At 72.6% G+C, this 16008-nt stretch carries 15 protein-coding genes and 1 pseudogene; 11 read left to right on the top strand and 5 right to left on the bottom strand.

What is annotated here, in order from left to right; all coding sequences use genetic code 11:
- Positions 1-151: 151 nt before the first annotated feature.
- Together GSY65_RS07580 and GSY65_RS07585 are read right to left on the bottom strand one after the other, a co-directional pair.
- Positions 152-1777: a solute symporter family protein gene (locus tag GSY65_RS07580; protein WP_159766583.1), complete on the bottom strand. Its 1626-nt coding sequence runs from the start codon at positions 1775-1777 to the stop codon at positions 152-154.
- Positions 1774-2130 (bottom strand): DUF485 domain-containing protein, encoded by a 357-nt coding sequence (locus GSY65_RS07585; RefSeq protein ID WP_159766584.1) that lies wholly within the window; start codon positions 2128-2130, stop codon positions 1774-1776. Before GSY65_RS07585 ends, GSY65_RS07580 begins: the two co-directional genes overlap by 4 nt.
- Positions 2131-2518: 388 nt before the next feature.
- Between GSY65_RS07585 and GSY65_RS07590 the strand changes: the two genes are divergently transcribed.
- The 4 genes from GSY65_RS07590 (at position 2519) to GSY65_RS07605 (ending at position 8677) form a co-directional block, all read left to right on the top strand.
- The gene (locus GSY65_RS07590) at positions 2519-4054 is read left to right on the top strand and encodes a S8 family serine peptidase (RefSeq protein WP_159766585.1); all 1536 of its coding nucleotides are present in this window, start codon (positions 2519-2521) and stop codon (positions 4052-4054) included.
- Between the two features lie 88 nt (positions 4055-4142).
- Positions 4143-5660, top strand: coding sequence for a S8 family peptidase (locus GSY65_RS07595; RefSeq protein WP_159766586.1), 1518 nt, complete (start codon positions 4143-4145; stop codon positions 5658-5660).
- Positions 5661-5935: 275 nt separating this feature from the next.
- On the top strand, positions 5936-7375 hold the full coding sequence (locus GSY65_RS07600; RefSeq protein WP_159766587.1) for a CoA transferase: 1440 nt from the start codon (positions 5936-5938) through the stop codon (positions 7373-7375).
- A gap of 336 nt (positions 7376-7711) precedes the next feature.
- Positions 7712-8677, top strand: a complete 966-nt coding sequence (locus GSY65_RS07605) for a CopD family protein (protein WP_236579712.1) — start codon at positions 7712-7714, stop codon at positions 8675-8677.
- Positions 8678-8758: 81 nt separating this feature from the next.
- On the opposite strand, the gene GSY65_RS07610 is transcribed toward GSY65_RS07605, so the two are convergent.
- Together GSY65_RS07610 and GSY65_RS07615 are read right to left on the bottom strand one after the other, a co-directional pair.
- Positions 8759-9490, bottom strand: a complete 732-nt coding sequence (locus tag GSY65_RS07610; protein ID WP_159766589.1) for a lysoplasmalogenase — start codon at positions 9488-9490, stop codon at positions 8759-8761.
- Positions 9487-10368, bottom strand: a complete 882-nt coding sequence (locus tag GSY65_RS07615) for a sterol desaturase family protein (RefSeq protein WP_159766590.1) — start codon at positions 10366-10368, stop codon at positions 9487-9489. Before GSY65_RS07615 ends, GSY65_RS07610 begins: the two co-directional genes overlap by 4 nt.
- 351 nt (positions 10369-10719) lie before the next feature.
- On the opposite strand from GSY65_RS07615, the gene GSY65_RS07620 reads away from it, so the two are divergent.
- From GSY65_RS07620 to GSY65_RS07630, 3 genes are all read left to right on the top strand, one after another.
- Positions 10720-11715, top strand: a complete 996-nt coding sequence (locus GSY65_RS07620; RefSeq protein ID WP_159766591.1) for a DEDDh family exonuclease — start codon at positions 10720-10722, stop codon at positions 11713-11715.
- Positions 11716-11795: 80 nt separating this feature from the next.
- Positions 11796-12029 carry a hypothetical protein gene (locus GSY65_RS07625; protein ID WP_159766592.1) on the top strand — a complete coding sequence of 78 codons (234 nt, stop codon included), beginning with the start codon at positions 11796-11798 and terminating at the stop codon, positions 12027-12029.
- 109 nt (positions 12030-12138) lie between these two features.
- On the top strand, positions 12139-12954 hold the full coding sequence (locus GSY65_RS07630; protein WP_159766593.1) for an SURF1 family cytochrome oxidase biogenesis protein: 816 nt from the start codon (positions 12139-12141) through the stop codon (positions 12952-12954).
- Positions 12955-12962: 8 nt separating this feature from the next.
- On the opposite strand, the gene GSY65_RS07635 is transcribed toward GSY65_RS07630, so the two are convergent.
- Positions 12963-13463 carry a hypothetical protein gene (locus GSY65_RS07635; protein WP_236579713.1) on the bottom strand — a complete coding sequence of 167 codons (501 nt, stop codon included), beginning with the start codon at positions 13461-13463 and terminating at the stop codon, positions 12963-12965.
- Between the two features lie 27 nt (positions 13464-13490).
- On the opposite strand from GSY65_RS07635, the gene GSY65_RS33665 reads away from it, so the two are divergent.
- From GSY65_RS33665 to GSY65_RS07650, 4 genes and pseudogenes are all read left to right on the top strand, one after another.
- Positions 13491-13727: a hypothetical protein gene (locus GSY65_RS33665; RefSeq protein WP_236579714.1), complete on the top strand. Its 237-nt coding sequence runs from the start codon at positions 13491-13493 to the stop codon at positions 13725-13727.
- Positions 13715-13834: pseudogene (locus tag GSY65_RS33670) on the top strand (sigma factor-like helix-turn-helix DNA-binding protein); the annotation flags it as partial. The gene GSY65_RS33665 and the pseudogene GSY65_RS33670, both read left to right, overlap by 13 nt.
- Positions 13831-14124, top strand: a complete 294-nt coding sequence (locus GSY65_RS07645) for a hypothetical protein (protein WP_159766594.1) — start codon at positions 13831-13833, stop codon at positions 14122-14124. The pseudogene GSY65_RS33670 and the gene GSY65_RS07645, both read left to right, overlap by 4 nt.
- 85 nt (positions 14125-14209) lie before the next feature.
- Positions 14210-16006, top strand: a complete 1797-nt coding sequence (locus tag GSY65_RS07650; RefSeq protein ID WP_159766595.1) for a glycoside hydrolase family 15 protein — start codon at positions 14210-14212, stop codon at positions 16004-16006.
- Positions 16007-16008: the final 2 nt, after the last annotated feature.

Genomic DNA, 16008 nt, shown 5'->3' on the forward strand with positions numbered 1-16008 from the left:
CCGGCACGCACGCTCGCCGCCGCTCGCCGCGTTGTCGGGATCGCCCTGTACCGCCAGTATCGGGGCGCCCCTCCGCCTTGCGATCGCACGCACCAGACGCCGCCGGGCCCGCCCTTCGGGCAGAGGACGCTACTTTCGAAATCCGCCCTAGCTAGTGCGCGCCGGTGCCGGTGAGGGAGCGGACCTCCAGCTCGGCGTACTTGGCCTCGTCGGGCTTCTCCTTGGACAGGACGGTGCCGAGGAAGCCCATGAGGAAGCCGAACGGGATGGAGATGATGCCCGGGTTCTTCAGCGGGAACCAGTGGAAGTCGACGTCGGGGAACATCGCCTTCGGGTCGCCGGAGACGACGGGCGAGAACAGCACCAGGCCGACGGCGACGATCAGACCACCGTAGATCGACCACAGCGCGCCCTGGGTGGTGAACCGCTTCCAGAAGAGGCTGTAGAGGATGGTCGGCAGGTTGGCGGAGGCCGCGACGGCGAAGGCGAGGGCGACCAGGCCGGCCACGTTCAGGTCGCGGGCGAGGGCGCCGAGGCCGATGGAGACGATGCCGATGAAGACGGTCGCCCAGCGGGCCGCGCGGACCTCCTCGGCGCCGGACGCCTTCCCCTTGCGGATGACGTTGGCGTAGATGTCGTGCGCGAAGGACGACGACGAGGCGAGGGTGAGGCCGGCGACCACGGCGAGGATGGTCGCGAACGCCACCGCCGAGATGGTGGCGAGCAGGATCGCGCCCCAGGCCGAGTCGACGCCGCCCAGGTGCAGGGCGAGCAGTGGTGCGGCCGTGTTGCCGGACGGGTTGGAGGCGATGATCTCCTCCTGGGAGATCAGCGCGGCGGCGCCGAAGCCGAGGGCGATGGTCATCAGGTAGAAGCCGCCGATGATGCCGATGGCCCAGTTGACGGACTTCCGGGCGGCCTTGGCGTTGGGCACCGTGTAGAAGCGGATCAGGATGTGCGGCAGGCCGGCGGTGCCGAGGACCAGGGCGATGCCGAGGGAGATGAAGTCCAGCTTGGATGTGCCGGTGGCGCCGTACTGCAGGCCGGGCTCCAGGAAGGCGGCACCCTTGCCGCTGTTCTCGGCGGCGGTGCCGAGCAGATCGGAGATGTTGAAGTTGAACTTCAGCAGCACCAGGAACGTGATGAGGAGCGTGCCGCCGATCAGCAGCACGGCCTTCACCATCTGGACCCAGGTGGTGCCCTTCATGCCGCCGATGGAGACGTAGACGATCATCAGGACGCCGACGAGGGCGACGATCAGGATCTTGCCGGCGTCGGAGGTGATGCCGAGGAGCAGGGAGACGAGGACGCCCGCGCCCGCCATCTGGGCCAGCAGGTAGAAGATCGACACGACGATCGTGGACGTGCCCGCGGCAGTGCGCACGGGGCGCTGGCGCATGCGGTACGCGAGGACGTCGCCCATGGTGTAGCGACCGGAGTTGCGCAGGGGTTCCGCGACCAGGAGCAGGGCGACCAGCCAGGCGACGAGGAAGCCGATGGAGTAGAGGAAGCCGTCGTAGCCGAAGAGGGCGATCGCGCCCGCGATGCCGAGGAACGACGCGGCCGACATGTAGTCGCCGGAGACGGCGAGGCCGTTCTGGAAGGCGCTGAACTGGCGGCCGCCCGCGTAGAAGTCGGCGGCGTCCTTGGTCTGGCGGCCGGCCCAGACGGTGATGGCGAGCGTCGCGAGGACGAACAGCCCGAAGAGGGTGATGATGAGCGGCCGGTGCTCGCTGGCCTCGTTGGCCGCGAGGACTGTCTGCTGAACGGGGCTCATGCGCCGCCCTCCATCCGGGACTTGATGGCCTCGGCCTTGGGGTCGAGCTGCGCGGCTGCGTGCCGCGAGTACCACCAGGCGATGAGGAACGTGGTGACGAACTGGGCGACGCCGAGGACGAAGGCGACGTTGACGTTGCCGAGGAGCTTGGTCCCCATGAAGTCGCCCGCGTAGTTGGACAGCAGGACGTACAGCAGGTACCAGGCGATGAAGGCGACGGTCAGCGGGAAGGCGAACGACCGGTAGGAGCGGCGCAGTTCACCGAACTCGGCGCTCTCCTGGACCGCGGTGAACTCCTCGGCCGAGGGGAGATGGTGTTCTGCCTTCGCGGGGGGCGGTGCGTCGGTTGCCACGGAGTCTCCTCGCGTATCCGCCGCGTGCGCGACGGTGGATGGGGACGATTTCGCCGTCGGATCGGGGGACGGGTCGTTTACGGACATCTGGTCGGCTCTGTTCCTTGCGGTGACGGGGCGCACGATCGTGCTCGGGCTCCCTGCTCAACGTCACGGCGGCACGACAGGACCGGTTCAACCGTGTGTCGCTGTTTCAGGAATCGATTCGGCGACGGATCGACACAGGCGTGTCGATAAGGGATACCCCTCTACTTCGCTCCCGGTCCCCCCAAGTCATTGCTGGCCAGCGACGGCGGGGGATAGCTTCGGGGCGCACCACCAAGTCATGTACCTGCCCAGGCACTCGTGTGTCCCGGGCCGGTTTCTTTGAGGACGATGTGGAGATCCCATGGCTCATCTGCGCTCCAGCCGACGGCTCGCGCTCGCGGTACCGGTCGCTCTCTCGCTGACCGCCTCACTCGGTTTCCTGCCGGGTGTCGCCTCGGCGGCGCCGGTCGCCGCACCCGCCACCGCGACCGCCACAGCGGAGGGCCCGAACCTCTCGTACGTCGTGAACACCCGCACCGACCGGCGCACCATCGCCTCGGTGCAGAAGGCGATCGCCGCGGCGGGCGGCAAGGTCGTCATCACCTACGACCGGATCGGTGTGATCGTCGTCCACTCGGCCAACCCCGAGTTCGGTGCGACGATGCGTGCCGTGCGCGGTGTGCAGTCGGCCGGTCTCACCCGTACCGCGCCGCTGGCGCCCGCGGGGACGACGGACGAGGGCGCCGTCGACTTCCTGACGGACGCGGAGGCCGCGAAGGTGAAGGCCGCCTCGGCCGACATCCCCGACGCCGAGCCGCTCGAGGCCGACCAGTGGGACCTGCGTTCGATCGGCGCCGACAAGGCCGCGAAGATCAACGACGGCAGCAGGAGGGTCACGGTCGCCGTCATCGACACCGGCGTCGACGACACCCACCCGGACCTCGCGCCGAACTTCTCCAAGTCCCAGTCGGCGAACTGCGACGGCGGTGTCGCGGACACCAGTGAGGGCGCCTGGCGGCCCTACACCGTGGACGACTACCACGGCACGCACGTCGCCGGCGAGATAGCCGCGGCCCGCAACGGCATAGGCGTCGCCGGTGTGGCACCCGGCGTCAAGGTCTCCAGCATCAACGTGACCGACAAGAAGAGCGGTCTGTTCTACGCGGAGAGCGTCGTCTGCGCGTTCGTGTTCGCCGCCGACCACGGCGTGGAGATCACGAACAACAGCTACTACGTCGACCCGTGGCTCTACAACTGCATGGAGGACCCGGACCAGAAGGCCATCGTCGACGCGGTCAACCGGGCCCAGCTGTACGCCCAGAAGAAGGGCACGCTGAACCTGGCGTCGGCGGGCAACTCCAACCACGACCTCGCCTCCGACGCGATCGCGGACGCCTCCAGCCCCAACGACACCACTCCGGTCGAGCGCACCATCGACCCGAGCGAGTGCTTCGACGTGCCCACCCAGCTGCCGGGTGTCGTCACGGTGAGCGCGACGGGCGTGAAGAACGAGAAGTCGTACTACTCGACGTACGGCAACGGCGTGGTCGACATCGCGGCGCCGGGCGGCGACCGCCGCTACCAGCTGCCGGACACCCCGTCGAAGGACGGCCGCATCCTGTCCACGATGCCGGACGGCAAGTACGGCTTCCTGCAGGGCACGTCGATGGCGGCGCCGCACGCCTCCGCCGTGGCCGCGCTGCTGAAGTCCACCCACCCGTGGGCGTCCCCGAAGCAGCTGCAGTGGCTGATGAAGGCCCAGGCCGACAAGCAGACCTGCCCGGAGAGCTACGACCAGAACGACGACGGCACGCAGGACGCCGTCTGCGAGGGCGGTCCCCGCGCCAACGGCTTCTACGGGCACGGCATCGTCAACGCCCTGAAGGCCGTCAAGTAACCCACCGGCGGGGCGGACCGACACCCCGAGGGGAACGGGTTCCCGCACAGCTCGTACCGCTCATCACGCGAAACGAACTGGAGACAGCATGACAGCGCCTCATCTGCGCGCGCGTCGCCTGGCGGCGATCCCCCTGGGGATGGCCCTGGCGACGGCGGTGGTCGTCATACCCGGTGCCACGGCCTCGGCGGCGGAGGAGACCGCCCGGGCCGCGGCCGACGCCACACAGCTCAGCTACGTGGTCAACGTCCGCCCCGGTCACGGCCCGTCCGCCAAGGTGAAGAAGGCCATCACCGAGGCGGGCGGCACGATCGTGACGTCGTACGACAGGATCGGCGTCGTCGTCGTCCACGCGGCGAACGCCGACTTCGCCTCCGCGATCCGGCGGGTGCGCGGCGTGGAGTCGGCCGGTGCCACGCGCACCGCGCCGCTGCCCGCGCAGTCCACCACCGACGTCGGCACCCCCAAGGTGCTGACCGCCGAGGAGATCGCGGCGGCCGACGCGGCGGAGGGCCAGGACCCGCTGGAGCCGTTGCAGTGGGACCTGCCGGCCATCAAGGCGGACAAGGCACACGAGGTGTCCCTGGGCAGCCCGGACGTCACGGTCGCCGTCATCGACACCGGCGTCGACGACACCCACCCGGACATCGCGCCGAACTTCGACCGGAAGGCGTCGGTCAACTGTGTCTCGGGCAAGCCCGACACGACCGACGGCGCCTGGCGGCCGGGGCCCACGGAGAGCCCTCACGGCACGCACGTGGCCGGGGAGATCGCCGCCGCCAGGAACGGCGTCGGCGTCACCGGGGTGGCACCGGGCGTGAAGGTGTCCGGCATCAAGGTGTCCACGACGGCCGGCTTCTTCTACACGGAGGCCGTGGTCTGCGGCTTCATGTGGGCGGCCGAGCACGGCGTGGACGTCACGAACAACAGCTATTACACCGACCCGTGGTACTTCAACTGCAAGAACGACCCGGACCAGAAGGCGCTCGTCGAGGCGATCACCCGGGCGTCGCGGTACGCGGAGAAGAAGGGCACGGTCAACGTCGCGGCGGCCGGCAACGAGAACTACGACCTCGCGGCCGACGAGATCACCGACCCGACGTCGCCGAACGACTCGACGCCGTCGGACCGGGTGATCGACCCGTCGAAGTGCCTGGACGTCCCGACCCAACTGCCCGGTGTCGTCACGGTCGCCGCGACCGGCGCCAAGGGCGTCAAGTCGTCGTTCTCCAACCACGGTCTGGGCGTCATCGACATCGCCGCGCCCGGCGGTGACTCGACCCGTCTGCAGACCCCGGCCCCGCCCGCCACCAGCGGTCTCATCCTGGGCCCGCTGCCCGGCGGCCGGTGGGGGTACATGGCGGGCACGTCGATGGCGTCGCCGCACGTCGCGGGTGTCGCCGCCCTCATCAAGTCGACGCACCCGCACGCGCCGGCACCGCTCGTGAAGGCCCTGCTGTACGCGCAGGCCGACGCGACGCCGTGCACGGACCCGTACGACCTCGACGGTGACGGCAAGGCCGACGCCGTGTGCGAGGGGCCGAAGAACTACAACGGCTTCTACGGCTTCGGCACGGCGGACGCGCTGGACGCGGTCACCAAGTAGGAGCTCTCCCGCGGGGAGCGTCAGGGCCGGGCGGTCGGGTACCGCCCGGCCCTTCCGCTGCCCCGGTACCCGTGTCGGTCCCGTCCGCACCGCACAGTGGACCCATGACGGACAGGAACGCGGACACGGGCGCGGACAGGCACGGAGACAGGCACGGGGGCAGGGACGGGGGCAGGCACGGGGACGGGCACGGGGACAGGCACGGGGACAGGCACGGGGACGGGCACGGAGACAGGCACGGGGACGCGGGTGCGAGCGGGGGCCGGGGTGCGGGCATGGACGTGAGCCTGGCGTCGGCGTGGGCGGCGCTGGGCGGCGAGCCCGGCCTGCTGCGACGGGTCTCGACGGTCGTACGGGAGGGGGCGCTGCCCGCCCGGCTCCCGGTGCGGGAGCTGGCGCGGGCCTGTGTGGGCGTCTGCGCGCTGGCCGCCGCCGAGTGGGCCGCGCGGCGGGCCGGGCTCGCTCAGGTGCCCCGTGTACGGGTGGACGACGGGGCGGTGGCCGCGGCCTTCGTCAGCGAGCGGCATCTGCTGATCGACGGGCGGGCGCCGGTCACGTTCGCACCGCTGTCGCGCTTCTGGCGCACGACGGACGGCTGGGTGCGGACGCACGCCAACTACCCGCACCACCGGGAGCGGTTGCTGTCCGCGCTCGGGCTGCCCGAGGGGGACGCGACCGCCGTCGGGGCGGCGCTCGCCGAACGGTCGTCGCTGGAGGTGGAGGAGGCGGTGTACGCGGCCGGGGGTCTCGCGGTCGCGCTGCGGACGCCGCAGCAGTGGGCGGCGCACGACCAGGCCGCGGCGGTGACGGCCGGACCGCTCGTCGAGCACGACCGGACGGACACCGCGCACGCGCGCGTGACGCCGCGTCCGGGTGCGGCGGGGGCCGCGGCGGCTGCGGGCCCGGTCCCGTCGGGCGGGGGCCCGCTGCTGCCCGCCGCCGGAGTCCGGGTCCTCGACCTCACCCGGGTGATCGCCGGACCGGTGGCCACCCGCACCCTCGCCCTGCTGGGAGCGGACGTGCTGCGCGTCGACCCGCCGGGCACGCCCGAACTCCCCGACCAGCACATCGACACAGGTTTCGGGAAGCGGTCGACGGCACTGGACCTGACCCGCGCCGCCGACCGGCGCGTCTTCGGGGAACTGCTGGCCGGCGCGGACGTCGTCGTCACCGGGTACCGGCCGGGCGCGCTGGACCGCTTCGGCCTCTCCCCCGAGGACCTGCTCGCCCGGCGGCCCGGCCTCGTCGTGGCGCAGTTGTCGGCGTGGGGCCCGTACGGGCCGTGGGCCGGACGGCGGGGCTTCGACAGCCTCGTCCAGGTGGCGACCGGGATCGCCGTGGTCGAGGGGTCGGCGGAGCGGCCGGGCGCGCTGCCCGCGCAGGCCCTCGACCACGGAACGGGGTACCTGCTGGCGGCGGCCGTACTGCGGTCGCTCACCGAGGGGGCGGCGGACGGTCACGGACGGGTCGTGAGGCTGTCGTTGGCGCGGACGGCGGCGTGGCTCCTGGAGGGCGCCGCGCGGGGTGGGGAGGCGTACCGAGCCGGTGGCGGTGGGGTCGAGGCGTTCGACGGGGCGGAGGGCCGGCTCGCCGAGCGGGACAGCCCCGTCGGGCGGCTGCGGTACGCGCTGCCGCCGGTGTCGTTCGACGGCGGACCGGGTGACTGGGCCCGGCCGCCGGGGCCCTGGGGGGTGGACGAGGCGAGGTGGCGGTGAGGCGCCCGGCGCGGACAGCGATGGTGTGAGGGCGCGCGAGGCGGCGCGTGTGTGAGGCATGCGCCGTTCTCGCGCTTCTCTGCGCGGGGGCCGTCCTGAGGGAGCGGCCCCCCGAGGTCGTACGGGTGGGTGGAATGTCGAACTGCCGGATGCTTTCCGGCACTTGCCGACTCCGGTACGACGAGTGGACTTTTCGGGATGAGCCTGGCGGGACGGACGACGGAGGAGAGCGGGGCGGAGGGCAGCGGGGCACCGGAGACCGGTGCGGAGGAGAGCGATCGACTGCGTTTCGGGGGTGCCGGGGGACGAGCTTCGCGGCCGAGGTCCGCGGGGTGGGTGCCGTCGGGTGCCGGCCGGGCCGTCGGGCTGCTCCTGCTGGTGGCCGCGGGCGCGCTGATCCCGCTGTTCGGGCCGCGCGTCGCCCTGGACGGCACCGGAGAGGCAGGGCCTCCCGGGGCGGGCGGGATCGCCCTCCTGCGGACCGTGCTGCTGGCCGCGCTGTGCGTGCCGGTGGGCGAGTTGTTCGTCGTGCGGCTGGCCCGGCGGGTGCCCGGCGCTCCCCGGCGGACACCCCGCGGGTGGGCGGCGGGGGCGGCGGCCGTCGGTTGTGTGGCCGCGCTGGGGCTGGCCTCGGTGGTGGCGACCGGCAACCTCGTGCCGGACTCCCCCGCCGACATCGACGTGGGCGGCCTCTACGCGACGCGGGACGGGCGGATCGCCCTGCTGGAGGTCAACGCGTTCGCGGCGGCGGCCCTGTGCGCCCTGTCCCGCCGTCCGCTCACCCAGGTGGTGCCGCTGACGGCGGTCGTCGTCGCGGAGGCGTTGCGGGCGCACCCCACCGTCGAGGACGGCCCGCTCGTCGGCACGGCCCTGACGTTCGTCCATCTGCTGTGCGCGGCCCTGTGGGTGGGCGGACTGCTGTCCGTCCTGCGCACCCTTGCCGCGCGCCCGTGGCGTGCGGCGCCGGGCGCGGGGGCGGCGCTGCTGGGCCTGTACGCGCGCGTGGCAGCCGTCCTGCTGGCCGCCGTGACCGTCACCGGGTCGTGGAGCACGCTCCGGCGGATGCCGCCGGGCACGGTCCTCGACCAGCTGGCGGAGACGGCGTACGGGCGGGTCCTGCTCGCCAAGGTGCTCCTGATGGCCGCCGTCGCCGTGCTCGCCCTGCGGGCCCGGCTGCGGCTGCGCCACGTGGCCGACCCGCTGGACGCCTGCGCCCCCGCCCGCGCGGAACTGGTGGTCCTGGGTGCGGTCGTGGCGGTCTCCGGCCTGCTCACCGCGCTACCGGTGCCGATCCGCTGGTGAGTTCCGGGGGCGGGCGGCGGCAGGCGTGTTCCTGCGTCGGCCGACGACGGGTGCGGTCCGGCGGCCCGGTCCCCGCGTCGTTCAGGACGTCGCGGGGACCGGGCCGCCGGTGGGTGCGGGCGTTCCGGCCTCCAGGGTCCGCAGGACGCCCCGGGCGAGCAGGTACTGGGCGGCGATGTAGGTGAGCATGATCCACAGGTCGGGGCGCGGGAGTTGCGGCCACTGGGCGACCCCGGTGGCGATGAGCATGTCCGACAGCACGAAGAGCGCACCCCCGGCGCCGGCGACGGCACCCAGCCGGGCGGCGGAGCACGCCATCGCGGTCAGCAGCGCGCTGTACCCGGCGACCGGCAACCGCAGGTCGGCCGGCAGGCCGGGCCACAGGCTCGCCACCGCGACGACGAGGGCGAGCGCGTAGGCGGCGGGCAGCAGCAGGGCACGCTTGCGTGCCCTGCTCTCCCCCGCCGGGCGCGCGCCGGCGTCCAGGGTGTCGTGCGCGATGCCCGTCCGCCGTGTCCGTCTGCCGAAGAGCACGAGGTAGCAGACGTGTCCGGCGGCGAAGCAGCCCATCCCGGCGGGGAAGGCCGGATCGGCGTCGGAGAGGAGGAGGACGTCCCCGCCCCAGCCGCAGAGGAGGGCGGCGATCAGCAGCCGCGGGCCGCCGCGCGCGTGGACGTACGCGGCGAGCGACGGCATCAGCAGCGGCTTGGCGACGACGTGCCCGGGGGTGAACCCGGCGGCGAGGGAGCCGAGGTCGACGGCGGTGGCGAGCCCGAGGGCGACGAGGGCGGTCCGTCCGCCCGGCCCCCTCACGCGGTGGTCTCCGTGACCGCAGGCTTCTCCTCGACGGACGCGCGCCGCGCCGCCGGCCCCCAGCCGGGCCCGCGGAAGACCCGCCCGGCCCGCTCGGTCCAACTCTTCGCCGCCCTCAGGTCCCTGGCGATGGCGACGTACTCGTGGGTGGCGACCCGCAGCGGGTTGTAGGTCGCGATGTTCTTGGTCAGGCCGTAGACGGGCCGCTCGGTCTCCGCGACGAAGGAACCGAACAGCCGGTCCCAGACGATGAGGATGCCGCCGAAGTTGCGGTCGAGGTAGCCGCCCTGGGAGGCGTGGTGGACCCGGTGGTGCGACGGCGTGTTGAACACGAACTCGAACGCCGGGTGCAGCTTGCCGATCCGCTCGGTGTGGATCCAGAACTGGTACACGAGGTTGGCCGACGAGCAGAACGCGAGCGCCGCCGGGTGCACGCCCAGGGCGACGAGCGGGACGTAGAAGGGCCACACGGTCCAGGTGGTCCAGGGCTGCCGCAGCGCGGTGGTGAGGTTGAACTTGCGGCTGGAGTGGTGCACCACGTGGCAGGCCCACAGGATCCGCACGACGTGGTGGCCCCGGTGCGACCAGTAGTAGAAGAAGTCCTGGGCGAGCAGCATCAACGGGACCGTCCACCACAGGACGGGCACGCGCAGCGGGGTCAGCTCGTGGACCGCCGTGTAGAGGGCGACGATCGGGATCTTCCACAGGAAGTCGAACACGAGACTTCCGAGTCCCATGCCGACGCTCGTCGCGGCGTCCTTCGCCTCGTACCCGGCGGCGTCCTCGTCCGGATGGAGGCGGTAGCTGATCACCTCGATCACGGTGAGCAGCACGAACGCGGGTATCGACCACAGCACGACATCGGGCAGGTTCGGCATGAGGGCACCGTAGAACCGCTGGTGAGCTGGGGCTAGACGTTGTTACTGACAAGTATTCCCGGTGGTACGCGCTTGCTTCTTGGCGCCCTCCGCCAATCCGGCGGGCACGGTCAGGTGCGGCCCCGGGAAAAGGGAGACGCTGCCCCCTTCGTGCGGGGAGCGCCAGGAGCGGGACTTCCTCGGGGCACCCACCAACCACCGGCTCTCGCGCGGCTCGTGCCGCACGGCTCGTACCGCACCACTGCGGCCTCCGCGGCGCCGGCCTCTCCTCCCTCTCCTCCCCCTCCTCCCCGCGGACCGTCCCACCGTCGAGTAACGAGCTGTCAGTCGTGGCCCGTATCCTCAGGGACCATGCTTGATGACCTTTCGACCGCGGCGTCGCAAGCTCCCTGGCCGGTCGCGTATCCGCAGGGATACGCGGTTGTTGACGTGGAGACGACCGGGCTGGCCCGGGACGACCGGATAATCTCCGCGGCTGTGTACAGACTGGACGCGCGCGGCGAGGTCGAGGACCACTGGTACACCCTGGTCAATCCGGAACGGGACCCCGGACCGGTGTGGATCCACGGGCTGACGAGCGACGTGCTCGAAGGGGCGCCGCTGTTCCGGGAGATCGCCGGGGAGTTGTCCGCGCGGCTCGCGGACCGTGTACTCGTCGCGCACAACGCGGTGTTCGACTGGTCGATGCTCGCGCGGGAGTACGCGCGCGCGCAGACCGAGGCGCCGGTGCGCCAGCGGCTGTGCACGATCGCGCTGTCGAAGGAGCTGGGACTGCCGCTGCCCAACCACAAGCTGGAGTCGCTCGCGGCGCACTTCGGCGTCGTCCAGCAGCGCGCCCACCACGCGTTGGACGACGCGCGGGTGCTGGCGGAGGCGTTCCGGCCGAGTCTGCACGCCGCCGCGAGCCGGGGCGTGCGGTTGCCGCTGCTGGAGTGCCGACCGCTGACCGAGTGGTCGGCCTCGCCGACGATCGGGCGGCAGGCGTCCGGCGGCCACTCCTCCTCCGGCGGCTACCGGGCGGGCAGTTGGCGCCCGTCGCGCAAGCGGCCCCCGTGCCCGTACCCCAACCCCGGCCGGTACGAAGAGGGCAAACCACTCAAGCAGGGCATGCGGGTGGCGTTCTCGGGCGACACCTCGGTCGAGCGGGAGCTGCTGGAGGACCGCGCGGTGGAGGCGGGGCTGCACGTGGCGACGAGCCTGTCGCGGGTGACGAGTCTGCTCGTCACCAACGACCCGGACTCGGGCACGTCCAAGACGGTCAAGGCACGGCAGTACGGGACGCCCGTGATCGACGAGGCGGCGTTCGGGCAGCTGCTGCGGGACGTGGAGCCCGCCGCCGAGGAGTGAGACGGGCGTACGGGTGATTGGCGGGCGACTCGCCCGCCGTCCGCTCGCCCGTGCCGCGTCGGCGCCGCACCCTGTGGCGCATGGCACGTTGCGAAGTCTGCGGAAACGACTACGGCATGACGTTCGAGGTGCACGCGCAGGGCGCGGTGCACGTCTTCGACTGTTTCGCCTGCGCGATCCACCGGATGGCCCCGATCTGCGAGCACTGCCGGGTGCAGATCATCGGCCAGGGCGTCGAGGTCGAGGGCCACTGGTACTGCGGCGCCCATTGCGCGCGCGCCGAGGGGAGGGCCGGGATCGTCGACAAGGTCTGAGCCCGCCCCGTGTGCAGCCGGGCCGACCCGCCGTCGCACCGAAGGCAGCTGCCGGCCCCCGGCGGGACCCTCCCGTCGGGGGCCGGACCGTGCGAGGTACGGTCAGTGGGTGTACCGCTTCCTGTTGTCCCGGCAGTGGGTGATCCTCACGCTGCTCGCGCTCGTCCTGATCCCGACGATGGTCAGGCTGGGCTTCTGGCAGATGCATCGGTACGAGGAGCGCTCCGCGCGGAACCAGCTCGTCGCCGACGCGCTGGCCGCGAAGCCGGTGCCCGTGGAGCGGCTGACGTCCCCCGGGCACACGGTCACCAGCGCCGAGCGCTACCGCACCGTGACCGCGCAGGGCCGGTTCGACACCGACGACGAGGTCGTCGTCCGCCGCCGCACCAACGCCGACGACGAGGTCGGCTTCCACGTCCTGACGCCGTTCGTCCTCGACGACGGGAAGGTGCTGCTCGTCAACCGCGGCTGGATCCCCGCGGACGGGCCCAGCCAGACCGCGTTCCCGAAGATCCCCGCGCCGCCCGCCGGTGACATCACCGTCACCGGGCGGCTGATGCCCGACGAGACGACCGAGGCCAGCGGGATCAAGGACCTCCAAGGGCTGCCCGACCGGCAGATCATGCTGATCAACAGCGGGCAGGAGGCGAAGCGCCTCGACGCCCCGGTGCTCGGCGGCTACGTCGCCCAGACGGCGCCCGAGCCGAAGGGCGACACCCCGGAACCCCTCGGCAGCCCTGGCGACGAGAACGCCGCGCTGAACTACGCGTACGCCCTCCAGTGGTGGCTGTTCGCCGCGGCCGTGCCCGTCGGCTACGTCATCCTCGCCCGCCGCGAACGCCGCGACCGTGCGGCGGCCACGGCCACCTCAGCCGCCGGGCAGGCGGACGCCGAGGAGAAGGAGACGACCTCCTCCCCGGCCTGACCGCCGCGTCATCGCGCCGTCGCCCTGTCCCGCCAGTACGTGAACGTTCGCTCCGGCTCGGGCAGCAGGCTCCAGGGGTGGGGGGTCATGTGGCGGCCCAGGCGGCGGAGGACGGGGGCGGCCTCGTCGGGGCGGTGGGCACGGGTCAGCGCGAAGGCCAGGACGTTGAGGTCGGTGACGGCCTCCGCGTGGGGCGGGGTACCGACGTCGAACCAGCCCCGCAGCGCCAGGTCGAACTCGCGGACCGCCCGCGGCTCGTTCCAGTTGCCGCCCGCTCCCAGCGCCTCGATCGGTGTCTCCCCGCGGCGGTGGGCCATGGGTTCCACGCGGGCGGCGAGGGGGAGAAGGGCGAGCGGCGAGCCGTGCGGGGCGCGGACGGCGGCCTGCCAGGCGAAGTCCATCATGTCGGGGACGGTGCCGTGCCCGCGCGGGGAGAGGTAGCGCAGCAGCCGGTGGTGGGACGTGCGCAGCCACGGGGCCCGGTTGACCGCCTCCGTCCACACGGGCACCGCGTCCCTGACCGGTACGGCGCAGGAGTGCGTCAGGGACAGCAGGGCCAGCCAGGGGGCGGGGTCCTCGGGGCACGCCTCGGTGGCGCGGAGGCAGAGGCGTTCGGCGCCCCGGACGGCGGCGTGGTCGTCGGCCGGCGCCCGGTCCGCCTCGACGAAGGCCCGCAGGACGAGGGCGTCGCGGTCGGCCGGGCGGTCGGCGATCCGGCGTTGCGAGACGGCGGCGGGCAGACGCCGGGCCAGTACGGCGATCCGGTGGGCTGAAGGAGAGCGAGATCGCCGCCGCGATGGGGATCTCCTGCGGCTCCGTCAAGACCCACACCGCGCGCGGCCTCGCCGCCCCGACCCAGGCGATGGAGGCCCGGCGATGAACGACACCACCGGCAACGACACCGGCCGGGACCGCACCGAGCGGGAGCTGGAGGAGGCGCTCGCCGCGCTCGCGGGCGGCGTGCACGCGGCCCCCGACGCCTACCGCACGGCGCGCGGCGACTGGCTGCGCCGCGAGCGACGCCGCCGGCTCGTCCTGGCCGTACTCATGATGGTGGTGTTCGCGCTGGCCATCCTGATCGGCCTCTGGGTCCTCAACCAGACCCCGTCGAGCCCCGGCGTGATCTTCTCGGGGGTGGGCGGCACGACGGCGGGCACCGGACCGGGCTGACCGGAGGGGCCGGCGACACCGCCGGGTGCCCGGCGCTCCGCTTTCCGGGGGACTGATCATCCCCGGCTCAGGGAACCCGACATCCGTGCACCCCCGAATAGAGGATTACGCGCTGATAGGTGACCACCAGACGGCCGCCCTGGTGAGCAACCGGGGCTCGATCGACTGGCTGTGTCTGCCCCGGTTCGACTCGGCGGCCTGCTTCGCCGCGCTGCTGGGCACCGAGGAGAACGGGCACTGGCGGATCGCGCCGGCCGGCGCCGGGACCTGTACCCGGCGCGCGTACCGCAAGGACACACTGGTCCTGGACACCGAGTGGGAGACGGACGACGGCGCGGTCCGCGTGACCGACCTGATGCCGCAGCGCGACCGTGCCCCCGACGTCGTCCGCGTCGTCGAGGGCCTGGCGGGCCGGGTGACCGTCCGCTCCACGATCCGCCTCCGCTTCGACTACGGCTCGGCCGTCCCCTGGATGCGCCGGTCGGACGGCCACCGGGTCGCGGTCGCGGGCCCGGACGCGGTCTGGCTGCGCAGCGAGCCCGAGGTGCGCACCTGGAGCGAGGACCGCGCCACCTACGCCGAGTTCACCGTGGAGCCGGGCGAGAAGATCGCGTTCGTCCTCACCTGGCACCCCTCGCACGAGCCGCGCCCCCGCCTGGTCGACCCGTACGACTCGCTGCGCACGAGCGTGCACGACTGGCGGGCCTGGGCGGCGCACTGCCGGTACGACGGGCCGTACCGCGACGAGGTGGTCCGCTCCCTGATCACCCTCAAGGCCCTCACCTACGAACCCACCGGCGGGATCGTCGCGGCCGCCACCACCTCGCTCCCCGAGGAACTCGGCGGGGTGCGCAACTGGGACTACCGCCACTGCTGGCTGCGCGACTCCACCCTCACCCTCGGCGCCCTGCTCGCCTGCGGGTACCAGCAGGAGGCCGAGGCGTGGCGTGACTGGCTGCTGCGGGCGGTCGCCGGCGACCCCGCGGACCTGCGGATCATGTACGGCCTGGCCGGTGAGCGGCGGCTGCCCGAGTACGAACTGCCGTGGCTGGCCGGCTACGAGAACTCCCGCCCCGTCCGCATCGGCAACGACGCCATACGGCAGAGACAGCTCGACGTGTACGGCGAGGTCATGGACTCCCTGTCCCTGGCCCGGAGCGCGGGCCTGCCCACGAAGCCCCAGACGTGGCGGTTGCAGCGCACCCTGATGGAGTACCTGCGGTCGGTGTGGCGGGAGCCCGACGAGGGGCTGTGGGAGGTGCGGGGGCCGCGCCGGCACTTCACCCACTCGAAGGTGATGTCCTGGGCCGCGGCCGACCGGGCTGTGCGCACCCTGGAGGACGAACCCGAGCTGTCCGGCGACCTCGACGGCTGGCGCGCACTGCGGGACGAGATCCACCGCGAGGTCTGCGACCGCGGCTACGACGCCGAACGCAACACGTTCACCCAGTCGTACGGCTCCCGCGAACTCGACGCGTCGCTGCTGCTCATCCCCCGGACGGGCTTCCTGCCGCCGGACGACCCCCGGGTCGTCGGCACCGTCGACGCGATCCGTGAGGAACTGAGCCACGACGGGTTCGTGCGCCGCTACAGCGCCGACCGCCTCTCCTCGACCGAGTCCGTGGACGGGCTGCCGGGCAGCGAGGGCACGTTCCTCGTGTGTTCGTTCTGGCTCGCCGACGCCCTGCATCTGACGGGCCGCACGAAGGAGGCCCGCGAACTGTTCGAACGGCTGCTGGAACTGACCAACGACGTGGGGCTGCTCGCCGAGGAGTACGACCCGGTCGCGGGGCGGCAGCTGGGGAACTTCCCGCAGGCGTTCAGCCATGTCGGTCTGGTGGGGACCGCCCTCGCCCTGTTCGACGGCGACGAGGCAGGATAGGG

This window comes from Streptomyces sp. HM190 (assembly GCF_009857135.1).
Taxonomy (GTDB): Bacteria; Actinomycetota; Actinomycetes; order Streptomycetales; family Streptomycetaceae; genus Streptomyces; species Streptomyces heilongjiangensis.

Excerpts from the sequence above, each read along its gene's own strand:
- GSY65_RS07580 (WP_159766583.1), bottom strand. The coding sequence starts at position 1,777 with ATGAGCCCCGTTCAGCAGACAGTCCTCGCGGCCAACGAGGCCAGCGAG.
- GSY65_RS07590 (WP_159766585.1), top strand. The coding sequence starts at position 2,519 with ATGGCTCATCTGCGCTCCAGCCGACGGCTCGCGCTCGCGGTACCGGTC.
- GSY65_RS07595 (WP_159766586.1), top strand. The coding sequence starts at position 4,143 with ATGACAGCGCCTCATCTGCGCGCGCGTCGCCTGGCGGCGATCCCCCTG.
- GSY65_RS07600 (WP_159766587.1), top strand. The coding sequence starts at position 5,936 with ATGGACGTGAGCCTGGCGTCGGCGTGGGCGGCGCTGGGCGGCGAGCCC.
- GSY65_RS07615 (WP_159766590.1), bottom strand. The coding sequence starts at position 10,368 with ATGCCGAACCTGCCCGATGTCGTGCTGTGGTCGATACCCGCGTTCGTG.
- GSY65_RS07620 (WP_159766591.1), top strand. The coding sequence starts at position 10,720 with ATGCTTGATGACCTTTCGACCGCGGCGTCGCAAGCTCCCTGGCCGGTC.
- GSY65_RS07625 (WP_159766592.1), top strand. The coding sequence starts at position 11,796 with ATGGCACGTTGCGAAGTCTGCGGAAACGACTACGGCATGACGTTCGAG.
- GSY65_RS07645 (WP_159766594.1), top strand. The coding sequence starts at position 13,831 with ATGAACGACACCACCGGCAACGACACCGGCCGGGACCGCACCGAGCGG.